We start from the raw sequence: 15,451 nt of genomic DNA, 5'->3' as shown, positions 1-15,451 counted from the left end.
TCTGAAAAAAAGATGTCCGGTACCTGACCTCAGGTCAGTGGAATTACCAAGCGGAATTTGGTTCCCTGACCTGGTTCAGTTTCCATTTGCAGAATGCCGTTATTCCTTGCCACCATGTCCTCAACGCTGCTTAAACCCACACCGCGTCCGGAAACCTCCGTCAGGGTGGAGGCTGTGCTGAATCCCGGGAGAAACAATATCTTCCAGGCCGTATTTTCCAGAATAAACTGTTCAATGACTGACTGATCCAGTGCTCTTGTTTTTCGGGCTTTTTCGACAATTTTATCCAGCTCAATGCCACGTCCGTCATCCTGCACTTCCAGAACCATATTATTCTGCTCACGGCTGACCTTGAACAGAATGTAACCCCATTCATTTTTTCCCTTCTGTAACCGTTCTTCCGGGAGTTCAATTCCATGATCCACGCTATTTCTCAGCAAATGAACCAGCGGTCCCTCCAGTTCATCAAACAGGTTTCGGCGAATCAGCAGTCGTTCACCTTCCAGTTTGAATTTGATCTGTTTTCCTGTCTGTTTTCCCAAACGGCATATTTCTTTAGGCCAGTGCTGGGCCAGTCGCAATGCGGGAACTTGTTCTGCCGCAAACAGGATTTTCCGCATGGTTTCAGTATCCCCACTGAGCAGGCAATGTTTCAATTGTTCAAAGTTCTCCCTGACCAGCACCACGCCCATGAGGCGTTCGCGTAGCTCGGGATTGATATTGTCAAACAGTTCATGCGCATGACGGATCTGATATTCCAGATTTGCTTTTTTGCGGTCCCATCCTTCCTGTTTGTCAATGGATTCCGGATTTTCCTCCTCACGAATCAACATGATTTCGGTTTCCATAACATGCACCGCGTCTTTCAATTCATCCAGCAGGAATAATCCGCTCATGCCCTTCAACGTGTGCAGAACTCTCATGGTTTCAGTCCCTGTTTCCTGAATTTCCAGAGGTTTTACCTGATCTATGATCTGTTCAAAGTGATTCACACTTTGTAAAACAGAATCCGCAAGATCAAGCATGGTGAGATAAGACTCAGGGTCATCATAAATCCTGGCCACAACCTGTTTTTCTATCATCAGTTGTTTGCTTTGACGTGACATCTGATTGGCACGGCTCACATCTTCCAGCGCAATATCAATCGCTACCAGTTGAGCATTCGCATCCCGGCAGGGATAATAGGAAAGTTTGATTTCCCGTGTGGTTCCATGACTGGATTGGATCGTCGTTTCTCTGGGCAGAACCTCAGTCAGCATATCAAACTCCATACGGGTATCTTCAAAAAACAGATGATACGCATCCTTCCACAATTCTTGTAACTGTTTATTGTCAGGAAACAAGGAGGCCGTTGCAGGTTTTCCCATCAGGTGTCTGGAACCCAGATAATCGGTCGCTCTGGTTGAAAATTCGTTGGTCATCAAGCCCTTCTGATCCACTTTGACCATACCTTGAGGTGTGTGCTGAAAGACTTCGCTCAAGCGTTGATTGACCGCATTGAACCGGTTGGTCATGTCCTGAAATACGTTTTGCCACAACTGGGGAAGCCGATTGACAATCTCCATAAACGCCTCCCGCGAGATTCTCAACACAACGCAGGACGTCAATGTCCGAACAGTCGCCGAGGCCTTGAGTTCGCCTCTCAGGCAGGACATCTCACCAATAGAACTCCCCGCATGTCGATGGGCAACCAGTTCATCATTGACCAGAATTTCAACGGTGCCATTCTCAATGAAAAACACAGCTTCCGCAGGTTCATCCTGTTGCAACAGCATCGTGTCTGCGGGCAGTGTCAACACCTCCATTTTTTCTGTGAGGGTGATCAGATCAAAATTACTGAGTTGTTTGAAAATGGGCAGATCCTTGAGCAGGCTGACCCGGTGTTGCCTGATTTGAACATTCTCAGGTTGATGCGTGCGTGCGATGTTGATGAACTGTGTCAACATCTCCCCGTACCGGACAGTGATTCGGACCAGTGTTTGTTTCAGGTCTTCATCCAGATAATCAAGATTGTTGCCAAACCGTAGCAACAGATTTTCCATCGAATCCTGTACCTCATGCGGCAACATTTCCCATTGGGTGATCACTTGACGCAACCGTTTCAGCTCTGTTTCAGTGGAATGCAGTTGTTCATGGCTTTTCAGAACATTGTTTTCGAGAAGCAGTTTGTATTTGCTGGTATTGATCGCCACTTTGATACGTGCGCTCATGACCAGATTGCTGACAGGCTTGGTCAAATAATCCACCGCTCCATTTTCAAAGCAATCCACCATGAGCTGATCTTCCATGTCTCCCGTCATCATGATTACGGGAATTCGGTGGAATCCTGGAGTTTTATGTAAAGCTTTCAGCAACTCGGGACCATTCATTTCCGGCATGTGGATATCCATCAGAATCAGATCAAAATGTTCCTGATAAAGCATGGACAGCACATTTCGGGGCTTGAGGGTGGCATTGAAGGTATGCCCCAATTCCCTGAGCGTGAGTTTCAAATATTGAATACTGAGGGGGTCATCATCAACAAGGAGAATATGAGCCATGGTTCGAAATCAATTGCAGTGTGATGATTGATAGAGTTGACAGTGAACCCAATGCTGAGCCCCAAGTTCAGTCCGGGATGGAAATTCCGCGGTGCAGGATTCCATTGACTCATTGCATCTGGAATAAAACGGGCACCCGGGAGGAATATCCAGCACTGAGGGCGGCTCTCCTGACAGCAACTCCAGATGCTGATTTTTTTTCTGCCAGTTTGGCAGACTGTTCAGCAGTGCCTTGCTGTAGGGATGTTTCGCACTGTGCAGTGATTTTCCGGGGAGGTGTTCTACAAATTTCCCCAGATACATCACCAGAATTCTGTCACAAAACGCGTTCACAATGTTCAAATCGTGCGAAATAAAAATCAAACTGAGTTGGTAGCGTTCCTGCAGGGCTTTCAACAAATTCAAAATCTGGGCTTGTATGGAAACATCCAGGGCTGATACCGCCTCATCCGCAATCAGCAACGAAGGTTTTGCCGCCAGTGCCCGTGCGATTGCGATCCGTTGACGCTGACCACCACTGAATTCATGGGGGTAGCGATCCAGTGCGGTTGCCGGCAAGCCCACTTCATCCATCAACAAGGCTGAAGCTTCACGCACGTTTACTTGCGGTTGATGCAATTCCAGCATTTCTGCCAACAGCGCGCCAATTTTCATTTTGGGATTCAACGAAGAAAACGGATCCTGAAAAATCATCTGGATATGATGATAATAGTCTCTGTTTTTGATTTGGCCGACAGGCGTTCTCTGATAAGCAATCTGACCGGAAGTGATGGGATTGATTTTCATGATAGTCCGCACCAGCGTCGATTTTCCGCATCCTGATTCTCCGACAATCCCCAGAATCTCACCGGGTTTCACAGCCAGTGACAGACTGTTGATGATGGAAGCTGTAGTGGTATGGCCCCAGAGACCATGTTTCACAGGAAATTGCACCCGCAGATTTTTTATTTCAAGTAAGGCGTCCATAGAAACTCATAAAAGTTGCATTGTAAACTTCGGGGTCTGTGGTACATAAAGTCAACCCTAAAGCTCAAGCTCAATCAGCCCTGAAAGGTATCCATTCCATGTCCCTCCATGTTAAAATAATCACAGGACTGATTTTTCAGCAGGAATCTCTGGCCACTGAAGCGCTGTTGTCGTTGTGTGAACTGACCCGTATGACCCTCCAGCAAACATCCGTCAGCATTCCCTTCGACAAGACGGATTATTACGCTCCGGAAATGGGGTCGGCCTTGTTCCGGAAATTTGTGAGTTTCGCCGGGATTGTTTCGTTGGAACAGATCCATCGCTGGAAACAGCATACCAGTCAAATTGAACAGCAATTTTCCATAAACGGGCAACGACAGGTCAACCTTGACCCGGGCTATATCGATCTGCACAAACTTGTTTTACTGTCCAGCAAACCGGGATCCCATAAAGTGTATCTGGCTGATGGCGTCTGGGCCGACATGACCCTGATGAAAAACCGACAGGGCTTTGAAACCTTCCGCTGGACATTTCCCGACTTGAAGGAAAACACCTGGCACCCGTTTTTTCTCGATGTTCGCCTGGCTTATAAACGGGAATTAAAGGCAATCGCCAATCAGGACTAAAATAGTCTAATTTTCCGCTTTCATTTTCAAAAATTCTCAATTAAGGATGTTTCCTTGGTATTTAATCAGATGGTCTGAGGAGATACCGCTTTAATGAATCAACATATTTTACGGGAGTGAGTATGAAAAAAATATCGACCCTCTGTCTGGGTTTGTTCGCGTTTGTCGCATTGCTGTCGGGACAGGTTTCCGCGGCTGTTTATGAGGTTGACACCACACACACGACTGTTGGTTTTTCAGCAACCCACCTTGTCATTTCAAATGTGTCAGGGAAATTCAATTCGTTCAGTGGCAGTGTGGAGATTGACGCTGATAAAAATATCAGCAACATTCAGGCTGAAATTGATGTGACCTCCATTGATACAGCAAATCAGAAACGCGATGAGCACTTAAGGAGCGGAGATTTTTTTGATGCTGAAAAAAATCCGAAAATCACCTTCAAAAGCACTTCTGTCAAAAAACTGGAAGGCAACAAATACCAGGTTATCGGTGATTTAACCATTCGTGGCGTCACCAAAGCGGTAACTCTGGAAGGTGAATTGATCGGTATGATTCAATCCCAATATGTTGGATCCCGTGCTGGTTTTAGAGCTGAAGGAAAAATCAACCGAATGGATTTCGGTGTGAGCTGGAATAAACAAATGGATTTTGGTGGCTGGGCCGTGGGTGAGGAAATCACGCTCAAGATTGATGCTGAAGTCATAGAAAAAAAGTAATTGCTAGGCGAACATGACCTTCGCCCGGGATTGGTCACCTTCTCAACCATGTGTCAAAAAATCGGTCTGTGATTTTCCACCCGGTTTGGGCTTTGTCCGGTAGGAGCAGATCTGTGTGCCAGCCCGGGATCAGGGCGAACACACAGGTTCGCCCCTACAATTTGTGCCCTCCTCATGCCCAATGTCATCAACTTAAGCATTATGAATGGTGCTGAGTATTAATTCCCCCTTGGTTCAAGGGGGTTAGGGGGATGTAATTCTGAGCGTTAAATCCCCCATGCCCCCTTTGAAAGGGGGATTCCCCGACGAAGAACGCCTTAAGTTGACTACATTGTCCTCATGCCCCCATACACCCCTGTTTCCCTGTGTCTCTGTGGTAAAAATTAAGGGTTAACAAAGTAGAATTAATGCCAACGCAACATGACTGATTGGAGAGATTTTATTTGATGATGAATTGGCGCAGTTGCCGATTGATCAGGTTTTCCCGGTTGATGAGATATCGCTCACGATCAGGCGGTCTGTCAGGAGGGAAGGAATTTGCCATTCCAAAATCGATCAAATAGATTTTTCCATTGAGCAAGGTCAGGTTGTCAACAATTTTGTCTCTGTACACAAAGCCATGATTCCAGGCAAAATCGAGGAAAGAATTGAAGGCATCATAGTGATCCTGACTGATACAGGGATTTTCAGAATTCAAAATTATAGCCAGCATTTCTCCATAATCAATGGAATCATCCCTCAGTTGAGGCATATTGTGAAAAATGATTTCTTTCATCAAACGAATCACTTGTACCGGAGGAATGTGCTCCAACGAATCGAGGTAGGGATTGTAATGCTGAAGGCGGGTATTGATATCAGGATCAATGGCTGTGATGATTTTTTGCAGTGCGACAATATCCAGCGATCGTCCCACATACTGCATCCGATAAATCCCATCCTTGTGTTGTAGTTCAGGAATACCAAATTTATTTCTAAATTTTTCAGGGATGTCACAGGCTTCCCACTCTTCCAATAAATCTTCAGCCCTGCGATGGTTTTTCAACTCTGGATCCATCATCAATTCAAAAATTTCGTTCAGAGGGTACTTATAAACCGCATCCCCAAAATAGACAATTGCGGCACAGCCACTCACTGCAAGTAGGTTTTGATTTCCCATGGAGTTCAGTCCTCCCATGCCGACAAAATTTCGATTTTCGACTCGAATTACATGGGATGTGTTGGATGTTCGTGAGAGGACTTCACTCATATCGTGATTGATTCGTTCCAACAACTGATCAACGTCTTCCTGACTCACTCCCGATTTTTCAAGAAAACTGGTATCCAGCGGTTCTCTAAGGTGCATTTCCTCCAGAAAAGCAATGAAATTGTCTTCGGATAAAGGAGCAAGACGTTCCGGTATTTTCGAAATATTCCGATGACTCATTACGTCAGCCAAGGCCTTGAGAAAACTATGCATACCTAACCTCTATGAGCAGTGTTTCAGGGGATGTAGTAGTTTTTATCGGTTGGTTCCAGAAAACTATGGTGATTTTTATTTATTATGCGGGTTCGCTCGTTTGGACGTCAGTGCTGGCAATGTCCTCCACAGTTTCCGCCACAGCCACCATGCCCCTCTTCGTCCTCTTCCTCTTCTGCCGTATTCAAGGGTTCAAGTTCTGCGAAGTCAGCAAAATGTTTCTGAACCAGCAGGTCTTTTTTGAATTTTTTCGGGGTGTTTTCCCAAATGGTTTGCATCAGCAGATAATCTTCTGTCACTGATTTTTCAGCCACTGATTCCTGACGAATCCATCTAATTGAATTCATGTGTTTCTCCATGTTCATCGTTGATATCTGTTGGTTTTAAACCGTGACTTCGTATCCTGGTTTTTGAATAAGAACGAGACAAAAAGGTTCACAACCTATATCAATCTCTGGATATATTCCAGTGCTGCGCATTAAATTTTTTAAAACAGGAATACATTCAGGCACCTTTCAGAAACTGTGACAGCTTGAAGGTGTCATTCCGCATAGGATCGCTCCTTAGTCGAGATGACAAACTGTAACCGGGAAAATGAAAGGTGCCTATTTTTACTTGTTTTATTCGGGGGATTCAGAATATGGTGCGCCAGGAATCAACAATCAACGACTGTCACCTCATACCACAGGAGAATGGATGTCATCTTCAATTGATGAAGTATTCCATGGATTCACGGAACACTCGTTCACCCATAACAACGAAACCAAAATTTTCTATCGTGGCGGCCAGGGGCCCGCGGTGATCGTCATGCATGAAGTGCCGGGGATTTATCCGGGCGTTGTTGAGTTTGCCCGAAAAGTCATCGCACAGGGGTTCACCGTATTCATGCCTTCGCTGATGGGAACACCGGGAAAAGAGATTGGTGTTGGATATTCCCTGAACACCATTGCCCGACTTTGTGTCATGAAAGAGTTTACCGTGTTTGCCACCAACAAAACCAGTCCTGTGATTGAATGGTTACGGGCACTCGCCCGTTACGCTCATGAAGAATGTGGGGGGCCGGGCGTTGGCGCTGTGGGAATGTGTTTTTCCGGAGGCTTCGCCCTGGGCATGAGTGTGGACAAACACATGCTGGCCCCGGTTCTCAGTCAACCCTCCATGCCATTTGCTTTGAACAAAAAATTAAAATCCGATATCGGCCTCGATGAGGAAAGTTTGGCGCAGGTCAAGGCACGTGTCAGGGATGAAAACTTATGTGTGCTCGGCTTACGTTTTTCCAAAGATTTCATGGTTCCTGATGAACGTTTCAAACGACTGAAGGACGAACTTGGCGACAATTTTATCGCGGTCGATATTGATTCCTCGCTGGGAAATCCCCATGGCATTTCGCCTGTTGCCCATTCGGTACTGGTCTATGACAATGTGGATCAGGAAGGACACCCGACTCGACAGGCACTCGATCAGGTTTTGGCGTTCTTTCGTGAAAAACTGCTGACTGCATCCTGATTTCCTGTTCGTCACGAGAGTGTTCCATGCCTGAAAAACTATTGCTGGGGCCTTTATTAGGAATTGAAAACGATTCACGATATACCTTCTGTTTTCTCGCCCCAAAAAACACATCTACCGAACAATGGCACGTTGCAGCAGGAAGCCAGAGCCAACGTGCCATTCCTGTCACGTCCACACCTCAGGGTTTGTTCTTCCGAACAGAAATCATGCTGGAACCACAAGCTGATGGCCGTTGGGAAACCTACCGGATTCTTGAACAAAACAAGCCTGTTGCTGACCGGTTTGGTCGTAGCCAATGGCGGTTTTATATTCCCGGACTCAAGGAAACACCCCGCCTGGCCTATGCGTCCTGCAATGGTTTTTCCTCGGCGTCGCTCGTCAAAAAAACAACCAGTCCCTGGGAATTATGGCATCAACTCAGAAAACTCCATCAGGAACATCCGCTGAGTTTGTTGATGATGGGGGGCGACCAGGTTTATGCGGATGACTTGTGGATTCGCATTCCCGCACTGGAAAACTGGAGCCGGCAAGCCATGTCCCGGCAAATTGCCGGAAAACCACCGGCCCGGATGATCCGGGAACTGCAACGATTTTATGAACAGCTTTACATCAGTGCATGGTCGGCGGATGACGCCATGAGCGAAATGCTGGCCTCTATTCCCAGTGTGATGATGTGGGACGACCATGATATTTTTGATGGTTGGGGTTCTTATCCTGACCCCTTGCAACAGTGTCCGGTTTTCAAACAGATTTTTTCTGTGGCCCGTGAACATTTCATCTTGTTTCAACTCAGATCCTTGCACAATAAAACCATGCTTCACCACAATGGCGATGGACTTTCGTGGGGCTTGCGCTTTCGGGACTTCCTGATTTTGGGGCTGGATCTCAGAACTCAACGTACCCGGAAGCAGGTGATGAATCTCCAACATTGGCAGGAAGTCAAATCCTGGCTGAATCAGCAAACCCCGGCTCAACACTTCCTCGTTTTGTCATCCGTGCCCGTTGTCTATCGATCGTTTGCGTTGATTGAAAAATATTTTGAAGCAACCCCCTGGCTGGAAGAACTGGAAGACGATGTGTTTGATCACTGGAGTGCAGCACCACATCAGGGGGAACGGATGAAACTCATTCACAACCTTCTGCGTTATTCCCGTCATCTCAACAGTCGCCACACCGTTATTCTTTCAGGCGATGTACATGTTGGTGGCCTGGGCCAGATCAAGGATCAGGAAACCGGACAGCAAATCACCCAGATTATTTCTTCAGGAATTGTTCATCCTCCGCCGTCCCTGTTGCAATGGAATGGCTTGCTGGCTGTTACAAAAGAGCCTGAAAACGACACGGAATACCAATCTGTCACCACCCGACTACTCACACCTTTTGGTGCGCAGGGAATCATCCGATCCCGCAATTTTATGGAAATTTCACTTGGTTCAGATGACAAACTGTGGTGTCGCTGGCATTGTGAAAAACCGATTGATGCGGTTTATCCTGTTGCGCCACAACGCTATTCCAACAAAACTGAAGAGGTTTCATGAATGATATGATGAATCAAAACAGCCAAACCCTGCTGGTTATTCTGGCGATTCTGCTCATTGCCATGACGCTGTATCGCATTATTCGATCCCGGGGAAATCAGGCGGAATTTTCACTGTATGACAAATTACGGATGATGGAAACACGCATGGAAAAGGAAATTGCCTTGCTACGGAAACGGGTGGAGCAACTGGAAAAACAGCTTGCCGCGAAAACCGATCATGAGACTGACGCAACCTCCTGATGCTTCTTCAATGACCTCCTGACGAGCTGACCATTTCATGAATCCTTTCACCATTCTTCATATTTTGGGCATGTTGCTTATCGTGATTGCCGGTATGCTACTGTTTCCGCTGGGATGTGCTGTTTATTATGGGGGCGATGACGTTCGTGCCTTTCTGATCACCAGCCAGATCGCATTATTTTCAGGATTTCCGTTGTGGTGGAAATTTCGGAAACATCGTCAGTTTTTTCTCAAAGATGGTTTTTTGATTGTCATTCTGGGCTGGATCCTTATCTCCTCAGTATCCGCTTTACCCTTCATGATCCATGGTTCCATTCCATCCTTCACTGATAGTTTTTTTGAAGTCATGAGTGGCTATACCACGACCGGGGCCAGCATTCTCAAGGACATTGAATCACTGCCGCAGGGCCTCCTTTTCTGGCGAAGCATGACGCATTTCATCGGTGGCATGGGCATTATTATTCTGACTTTGCTGGTGGTTCCGCTACTTGGTATTGGCAACCATCAACTGTACAAGGTGGAATCGGATCCAGGGCAGGAAAATATTCAGTTATTTTCACGCCTGCGGCAGAAAATTATCTGGCTGTGGGTGATCTACATCGCACTCAATCTGGCTCTGACTCTGTTGATGATGGCTGGCGGCATGAGCCTGTTTGACGCGTTGTGCCATGCGTTCGGCACCATCGCGACCGGAGGTTATTCTACCAAAAATGCCAGTATGGCGGCCTATAACAGCGCCTATCTGGATTGGGTGGTTTCCATATTCATGCTACTGGGCGGAACCAATTTCATCATTCACTACACATTGCTGACCCGCAACTGGGATTATCTGAAATCTGACACGGAGATCCGCTATTACATCGGGGTGGTGGTTATCCTGTGTTTGATCATTGCCATAGCCCTCTGGCAAGATAGAACTTATCCTTCCTGGTGGGACGCGTTGCGATACGGTTCCTTCCAGGTCATTTCCATTCTCACCACCACAGGTTTTGCCACTGCCAATTATGATTTCTGGCCCGATCCGGCACGAATGATCATTCTGGTATCCATCTTCATCGGGGCTTGTTCCGGTTCCACCACCAGCGGCATCCGGATCATCCAGTTTGTCATCATAGTCAAACACATCCGCAATCGTATCAAAAAACTCCTGCAACCCATGATTATCCACAAAATAAGAGTCAATGGCACCACGCTGGATGACGCCACCCTCAATAACGTGCTGGCCTTCTTCATCATCAATCTGTTTTATGTGCTCTGGGGCGGAGCGCTGTTGACATTTTTAAGCGATATGGACTGGTGGAGTTCCTGGACAGCGGTGATGGCAACCTTCTGGAACATTGGTCCCGGCTTTGGCAGAGTGGGACCCGCAGAAAATTTCAGCCATATATCCATGGCCGGAAAATGGTTTTTATCCTTCAGCATGATGCTGGGTCGTCTCGATATTTTTACCGTCATGATTCTGTTTTATCCCTCCTTCTGGAAAAAATAGCATCAGCTCCGGGAACTTTTCCGAAGCAAAACCGGACTGGAATATCTGGAGGAATTTGACAAACTGTCTTCTTCTGATTCATTCAAATTCTAGCGGGACAGAATGCCCTTGAGAATAAACGTATTACGGCACATGAAGACCCCTGTGTTCTATCTGCCGGTCTTATTGATACTGATTGCCTGTGATTCGAGGTCCCGATCTGATTACAACCCCACCTATTCCGACCAGTCTCCGCTCAAAACTACCAAATTAATATTTGCGGTTCATCCTCTGCATAATCCCGCCCGACTGTTTGAGGACTTTTCACCTCTCATCAAATTTCTGAATGAGCAGATACCTGAAGTAACAATCTCTCTGGAAGCCTCGAAAGATTACGCGACGTTTGACCAGCGTTTAAATGCGAAAAAATACCATCTGGCGCTGCCTAATCCCTATCAGACCATTCAGGCACTCCAGAACGGCTATCATGTTTTTGGTAAAATGGGAGATGATTTCAATTTCCGGGGGATCATTCTGACCAGAAAAGACGCAAACATCCGGCAGGTCACCGATTTGAAGGGAAAAACCGTCAGCTATCCTGCGCCGACTGCTTTGGCCGCCACCATGATGCCCCAATACTTTTTGTGGGAGAATGGCCTCAATATCCAACAGGACATTACCAATGCCTATGTTGGTTCTCAGGAGTCTTCGATCATGAATGTGCTGCTGAAAAACAGTGATGCCGCAGCGACATGGCCGATTCCCTGGATGGCGTTTCAACGGAAATTTCCGGATAAAGCGGCGGAACTCGTGGTTTCATGGGAAACCTCCCCCCTGATCAATAACGGTCTGGTGTTTCGTGAGGATGTCCCTCTGGACGTGGTTCAAAAAATGGGAAACCTTATGTTTCATTTGCAGGATCATGAGGCCGGACGAGCAATTCTGCACCCCATGGAAATCAGTCAGTTTGAAGCCGCGACAGACGAGTCCTATCAGATTGTCCATGATTTCCTGCAGAATTTCAGTACTCATGTCCGACCTCTTGATTAATACTTGGGATGGGTGAAATCTGGAAGTTTGTCATTCCGAGTGTAGCGAGGAATCTTGACCTGTGGCACAAGATCCTTCACTGCATTCAGCATGACAAAAAATCAAAGTTTCACCCATTCAAAGTATAAGAGGTGTCGGCAGAATTTCAGGTGTGACCTGAAACAAAATTATTTGTTGCTGTAAATTTTCTGGTGACGGCAACTGATTCAAGCCATCGCACGGTGTCATTCCGTGCTTGACACGGAATCCATCGGCGCACTCCTGGATCCCCGTTTTCACGGGGATGACATCGTGGCAAGCCACAGGATTTCATCACCAAATTATTTACAGCAGGAATTATTTTCAAGAGGTTCAGAATGACAGGAATCAGAACATGGTGGCTGAACATGACCATCAAAAAGAAACTGGTGCTCAGTGTCGCACTGGTTCATGCGGTGCTCATGAGTTTTTTTGTGCAGGATCTTTTTTTCCGGCAAAAAGCGTTTCTGTATCATCAAAGTGTGGAACGCACCCTCAGTTTATGCCGTTCATTGGCCGCAAGCAGTGTTCCGTGGGTGTTATCCAGCGATCTGGCAGGATTGTCAGAAATTGTGCAATCCTATCAGTTTTACAAGGATATCAGTTTTATCATACTGACGGACATGGATGGAAAAATTATGGCCCATTCTGAAACGGCATTGATCGGTAAATATTTGAGTGATCAGGTCAGTCTGGATTTGATTCAGCATGGAAAAGAACTCACCGTGATCCGCGATGACGAGCATTTTATTGAAATGGGGTTCCCCATTTTGAGAGATACCGACATCATCGGATGGGCCCGTGTGCGCAGAAACAGGGATCAGTATCAACAGGCTCTGAATGATATTTTAGTGGATGGTCTTGTGTTTTCGCTGGTTGCCATTCTGGTGGGGGTGTTCTGTGCCTATGGGCTTTCAAGATCGCTGACTCAACGGTTACACCACCTGGTGCATGTGGTCGAAGCCACATTTTCAGGCAGAAGAGACACCAGAGCGGATACGGGACAACAGGATGAACTGGGCATTCTTGCGTCAGGTTTTAACCGCATGCTGGATCAGCTTGTTCAGGAAGAACACAAACAGAGTCTTCTCAAACAGGATCTGGAAATTCTGAATCAGCAGTTGGAACAGGGCATTGAAAAACGGACACGGGAATTGTTTGAGGCCAGAACAGATGTGCAAATTGCCGATAAGAAACTGCGGGAACAGAATATTTATCTCGAATCCATTCTGGCGAACATCCCGTCCATGGTATTTGTCAAGGAAGCCCAATCGCTCAGGTTTGTCCATTTCAACAAGGAGGGGGAATATCTTCTGGGCTATAACCGGGAAGAACTGATCGGAAAAAACGATTATGATTTTTTCCCGAAGGAACAGGCGGATTTTTTCACAGCAAAAGATCGTGAAATTCTGGAAAAAGGCGAGCTTCTGGATATTGCCGAAGAACCCATTCAAACCAGACACAAGGGACTCCGTATTCTGCACACCAGGAAAGTGACCATTCCTGATGAAGCAGGCAATCCGAAACTGCTACTGGGCATTTCTGAAGATATCACCGAACGTAAAACAGCAGAGACTCAAATGGCTCATTACGCCAACAGACTGGAGCAAAGCAACAAGGCACTGACAGAATTTGCCTACATTGCTTCTCATGATCTCAAGGAACCAGTGAGAGTCATGATGAATTTACTTCAGTTATTTCTTCAGCGTTATCAGTCGGCACTGGAGCCTAACGCCATTGAGATCCTGAAACGGGCGGATGCCGCGGGGTTGAGGATGATGGATCTGATTAATTCCTTGCTGACGTATTCACGGATAGACACTCAGCAGCAACCCTTTCGGCTTACAGACCTGAATAAAACCCTGAAAAATGTTTTGTCATCGCTCCAGTTGCTGATTCAGGAACATCAGGCAAAGATCACCCATGATGCCTTGCCTTCAGTTCAGGTGGACGCCCAGCAATGGGAACAGCTTCTCCAGAATCTGCTGGGAAATGCCGTTAAATTTCATGGAGAAACAACACCCCAAATTCATCTGGGCGTTCAGGAACATGAAGACCACTGGATATTTTCCATTGCGGATAATGGAATCGGAATTGCGCCGGAGCATTTTGAAACCATTTTTGGAATGTTCAAACGCCTTCATGGCCGCACGGAATATGAAGGCAGCGGCATCGGCCTGAGTGTTTGTAAAAAAATCGTTGAACGTCATGGCGGAACAATCAAAGTGGAATCCCAAGCGGGGCAAGGGACTACGTTTTACTGGACACTGCCCAAAAACAATCTGAATTGATAAGGAGAGTTCATGTCAAAATCTAAAAGTCTGCTCATCGCTGGAATCATGACAGGAATGTTATTGGCTGTTTTCCTGTGGAATCAAAAACATTCTGAACCGGAACACACCGAAATCATTCAGGAACAACCCCTGCGCTTTGGTGTTTTTAGAGGGGATGCTGGTGCATTGGCCTGGGTAGCACAGGATCAGGGATATTTTGTCAAACATCAGGTCAGTGTGGATTTTCAGTCTTATACGACTGGCAAACGGACATTGAGTGATGTGCAGACAGGACAACTGGACTTGGCAACCAGTTCTGAATTTGTGTTTGTCAATCAAACCTTAACGCCGACTGATTTACAAATTGTGGGCAATATTGCCACTTTCAGGACGCATAATCTGATTGTTCGTAATGACCGGAATATTCAGCAGCCATCAGATCTTAAAGGAAAAAAAATTGGTTTGATCAAGGGGACTGGCGGAGAATTCGGACTGAACCGTTTTTTAATCCGTAATGGATTATCAGGCAACGATCTTGATTTGATTGATCTGCCAGCCTCACAGTTGGAACACAAACTGGAAACCGGAGAAATGGATGCTGTGATGACATGGCAACCCGTTGGTTACCAGATTTTGCAAAAAATGGGTGATCAGGTAAGTGTCATGAAAGGCACCAATGAACAGGAATTTTATTTTGTATTGGTCGCCCGTCAAGACTGGATTGTTAAGCATGTTGAAGAACTGCACCGGGTATTGTATGCACTGAATGACGCAGAAAATTTTATAAGACTGCACCCCGATGAATTCAGGAAAATTCTGGCACGACAGTTTGAACTCACCGATGATTATATCACCGATTTGAGTGGAAGGTCCCAGTACACATTGGATATGCCGCAAGCATTGATTCTGGCCATGGAAGATGAGGCACAGTGGCTGATGGAAAGCAATCCGGATGCGGGAATGGTTCTTCCCAATTATCTGAAAATGATCTCTCTGGATGCCATGCAGCAAGTTAAACCGGAAGCCATCACTCTCATTCGATAACGACT

General features: G+C 46.4%; 13 protein-coding genes. 9 read left to right on the top strand and 4 right to left on the bottom strand.

Annotated features, from left to right (window positions below):
• Window positions 1–29 precede the first annotated feature (29 nt).
• The gene (locus tag HQM11_06310; protein MBF0350625.1) at window positions 30–2,540 is read right to left on the bottom strand and encodes a response regulator; all 2,511 of its coding nucleotides are present in this window, start codon (window positions 2,538–2,540) and stop codon (window positions 30–32) included.
• 9 nt (window positions 2,541–2,549) lie between these two features.
• The gene (locus tag HQM11_06305; GenBank protein MBF0350624.1) at window positions 2,550–3,506 is read right to left on the bottom strand and encodes an ABC transporter ATP-binding protein; all 957 of its coding nucleotides are present in this window, start codon (window positions 3,504–3,506) and stop codon (window positions 2,550–2,552) included.
• A gap of 38 nt (window positions 3,507–3,544) precedes the next feature.
• Between HQM11_06305 and HQM11_06300 the strand changes: the two genes are divergently transcribed.
• Together HQM11_06300 and HQM11_06295 are read left to right on the top strand one after the other, a co-directional pair.
• A complete protein-coding gene (locus HQM11_06300; GenBank protein MBF0350623.1) occupies window positions 3,545–4,132 on the top strand; it encodes a DUF4416 family protein in 588 nt (195 codons plus the stop codon).
• Between the two features lie 122 nt (window positions 4,133–4,254).
• On the top strand, window positions 4,255–4,848 hold the full coding sequence (locus HQM11_06295; protein MBF0350622.1) for a YceI family protein: 594 nt from the start codon (window positions 4,255–4,257) through the stop codon (window positions 4,846–4,848).
• A 439-nt stretch (window positions 4,849–5,287) separates the two neighbouring features.
• On the opposite strand, the gene HQM11_06290 is transcribed toward HQM11_06295, so the two are convergent.
• Both HQM11_06290 and HQM11_06285 read right to left on the bottom strand, forming a co-directional pair.
• Complete coding sequence (locus HQM11_06290) at window positions 5,288–6,304, bottom strand: hypothetical protein (protein ID MBF0350621.1); 1,017 nt, start codon at window positions 6,302–6,304, stop codon at window positions 5,288–5,290.
• 107 nt (window positions 6,305–6,411) lie between these two features.
• On the bottom strand, window positions 6,412–6,651 hold the full coding sequence (locus tag HQM11_06285) for a hypothetical protein (GenBank protein MBF0350620.1): 240 nt from the start codon (window positions 6,649–6,651) through the stop codon (window positions 6,412–6,414).
• A gap of 349 nt (window positions 6,652–7,000) precedes the next feature.
• Here HQM11_06285 and HQM11_06280 point away from each other — a divergent pair, with 349 nt between their 5' ends.
• From HQM11_06280 to HQM11_06250, 7 genes are all read left to right on the top strand, one after another.
• Window positions 7,001–7,810, top strand: coding sequence for a dienelactone hydrolase family protein (locus tag HQM11_06280; protein MBF0350619.1), 810 nt, complete (start codon window positions 7,001–7,003; stop codon window positions 7,808–7,810).
• A gap of 26 nt (window positions 7,811–7,836) precedes the next feature.
• Entirely contained in the window at window positions 7,837–9,351 is a 1,515-nt protein-coding gene (locus tag HQM11_06275; protein MBF0350618.1) for an alkaline phosphatase family protein, read from the top strand.
• Window positions 9,348–9,593: a hypothetical protein gene (locus HQM11_06270; protein MBF0350617.1), complete on the top strand. Its 246-nt coding sequence runs from the start codon at window positions 9,348–9,350 to the stop codon at window positions 9,591–9,593. Before HQM11_06275 ends, HQM11_06270 begins: the two co-directional genes overlap by 4 nt.
• A gap of 37 nt (window positions 9,594–9,630) precedes the next feature.
• On the top strand, window positions 9,631–11,082 hold the full coding sequence (locus HQM11_06265) for a TrkH family potassium uptake protein (protein ID MBF0350616.1): 1,452 nt from the start codon (window positions 9,631–9,633) through the stop codon (window positions 11,080–11,082).
• 132 nt (window positions 11,083–11,214) lie between these two features.
• Window positions 11,215–12,111 (top strand): phosphate/phosphite/phosphonate ABC transporter substrate-binding protein, encoded by an 897-nt coding sequence (locus HQM11_06260; GenBank protein MBF0350615.1) that lies wholly within the window; start codon window positions 11,215–11,217, stop codon window positions 12,109–12,111.
• A gap of 356 nt (window positions 12,112–12,467) precedes the next feature.
• The gene (locus HQM11_06255; GenBank protein ID MBF0350614.1) at window positions 12,468–14,420 is read left to right on the top strand and encodes a PAS domain-containing protein; all 1,953 of its coding nucleotides are present in this window, start codon (window positions 12,468–12,470) and stop codon (window positions 14,418–14,420) included.
• A 12-nt stretch (window positions 14,421–14,432) separates the two neighbouring features.
• Window positions 14,433–15,446 (top strand): NrtA/SsuA/CpmA family ABC transporter substrate-binding protein, encoded by a 1,014-nt coding sequence (locus HQM11_06250; GenBank protein MBF0350613.1) that lies wholly within the window; start codon window positions 14,433–14,435, stop codon window positions 15,444–15,446.
• The last annotated feature ends 5 nt before the right edge of the window (window positions 15,447–15,451 follow it).

This window comes from SAR324 cluster bacterium (genome assembly GCA_015232315.1).
Lineage (GTDB): Bacteria > SAR324 > SAR324 > SAR324 > NAC60-12 > JADFZZ01.
The sequence above is the reverse complement of the archived record's forward strand: the minus strand, read 5'-3'. Positions and strand labels throughout refer to the sequence as shown.

Excerpts from the sequence above, each read along its gene's own strand:
- HQM11_06290 (MBF0350621.1), bottom strand. The coding sequence starts at position 6,304 with ATGCATAGTTTTCTCAAGGCCTTGGCTGACGTAATGAGTCATCGGAAT.
- HQM11_06260 (MBF0350615.1), top strand. The coding sequence starts at position 11,215 with ATGAAGACCCCTGTGTTCTATCTGCCGGTCTTATTGATACTGATTGCC.
- HQM11_06275 (MBF0350618.1), top strand. The coding sequence starts at position 7,837 with ATGCCTGAAAAACTATTGCTGGGGCCTTTATTAGGAATTGAAAACGAT.
- HQM11_06295 (MBF0350622.1), top strand. The coding sequence starts at position 4,255 with ATGAAAAAAATATCGACCCTCTGTCTGGGTTTGTTCGCGTTTGTCGCA.
- HQM11_06250 (MBF0350613.1), top strand. The coding sequence starts at position 14,433 with ATGTCAAAATCTAAAAGTCTGCTCATCGCTGGAATCATGACAGGAATG.
- HQM11_06280 (MBF0350619.1), top strand. The coding sequence starts at position 7,001 with ATGTCATCTTCAATTGATGAAGTATTCCATGGATTCACGGAACACTCG.
- HQM11_06255 (MBF0350614.1), top strand. The coding sequence starts at position 12,468 with ATGACAGGAATCAGAACATGGTGGCTGAACATGACCATCAAAAAGAAA.
- HQM11_06305 (MBF0350624.1), bottom strand. The coding sequence starts at position 3,506 with ATGGACGCCTTACTTGAAATAAAAAATCTGCGGGTGCAATTTCCTGTG.
- HQM11_06270 (MBF0350617.1), top strand. The coding sequence starts at position 9,348 with ATGAATGATATGATGAATCAAAACAGCCAAACCCTGCTGGTTATTCTG.
- HQM11_06285 (MBF0350620.1), bottom strand. The coding sequence starts at position 6,651 with ATGAATTCAATTAGATGGATTCGTCAGGAATCAGTGGCTGAAAAATCA.
- HQM11_06265 (MBF0350616.1), top strand. The coding sequence starts at position 9,631 with ATGAATCCTTTCACCATTCTTCATATTTTGGGCATGTTGCTTATCGTG.
- HQM11_06310 (MBF0350625.1), bottom strand. The coding sequence starts at position 2,540 with ATGGCTCATATTCTCCTTGTTGATGATGACCCCCTCAGTATTCAATAT.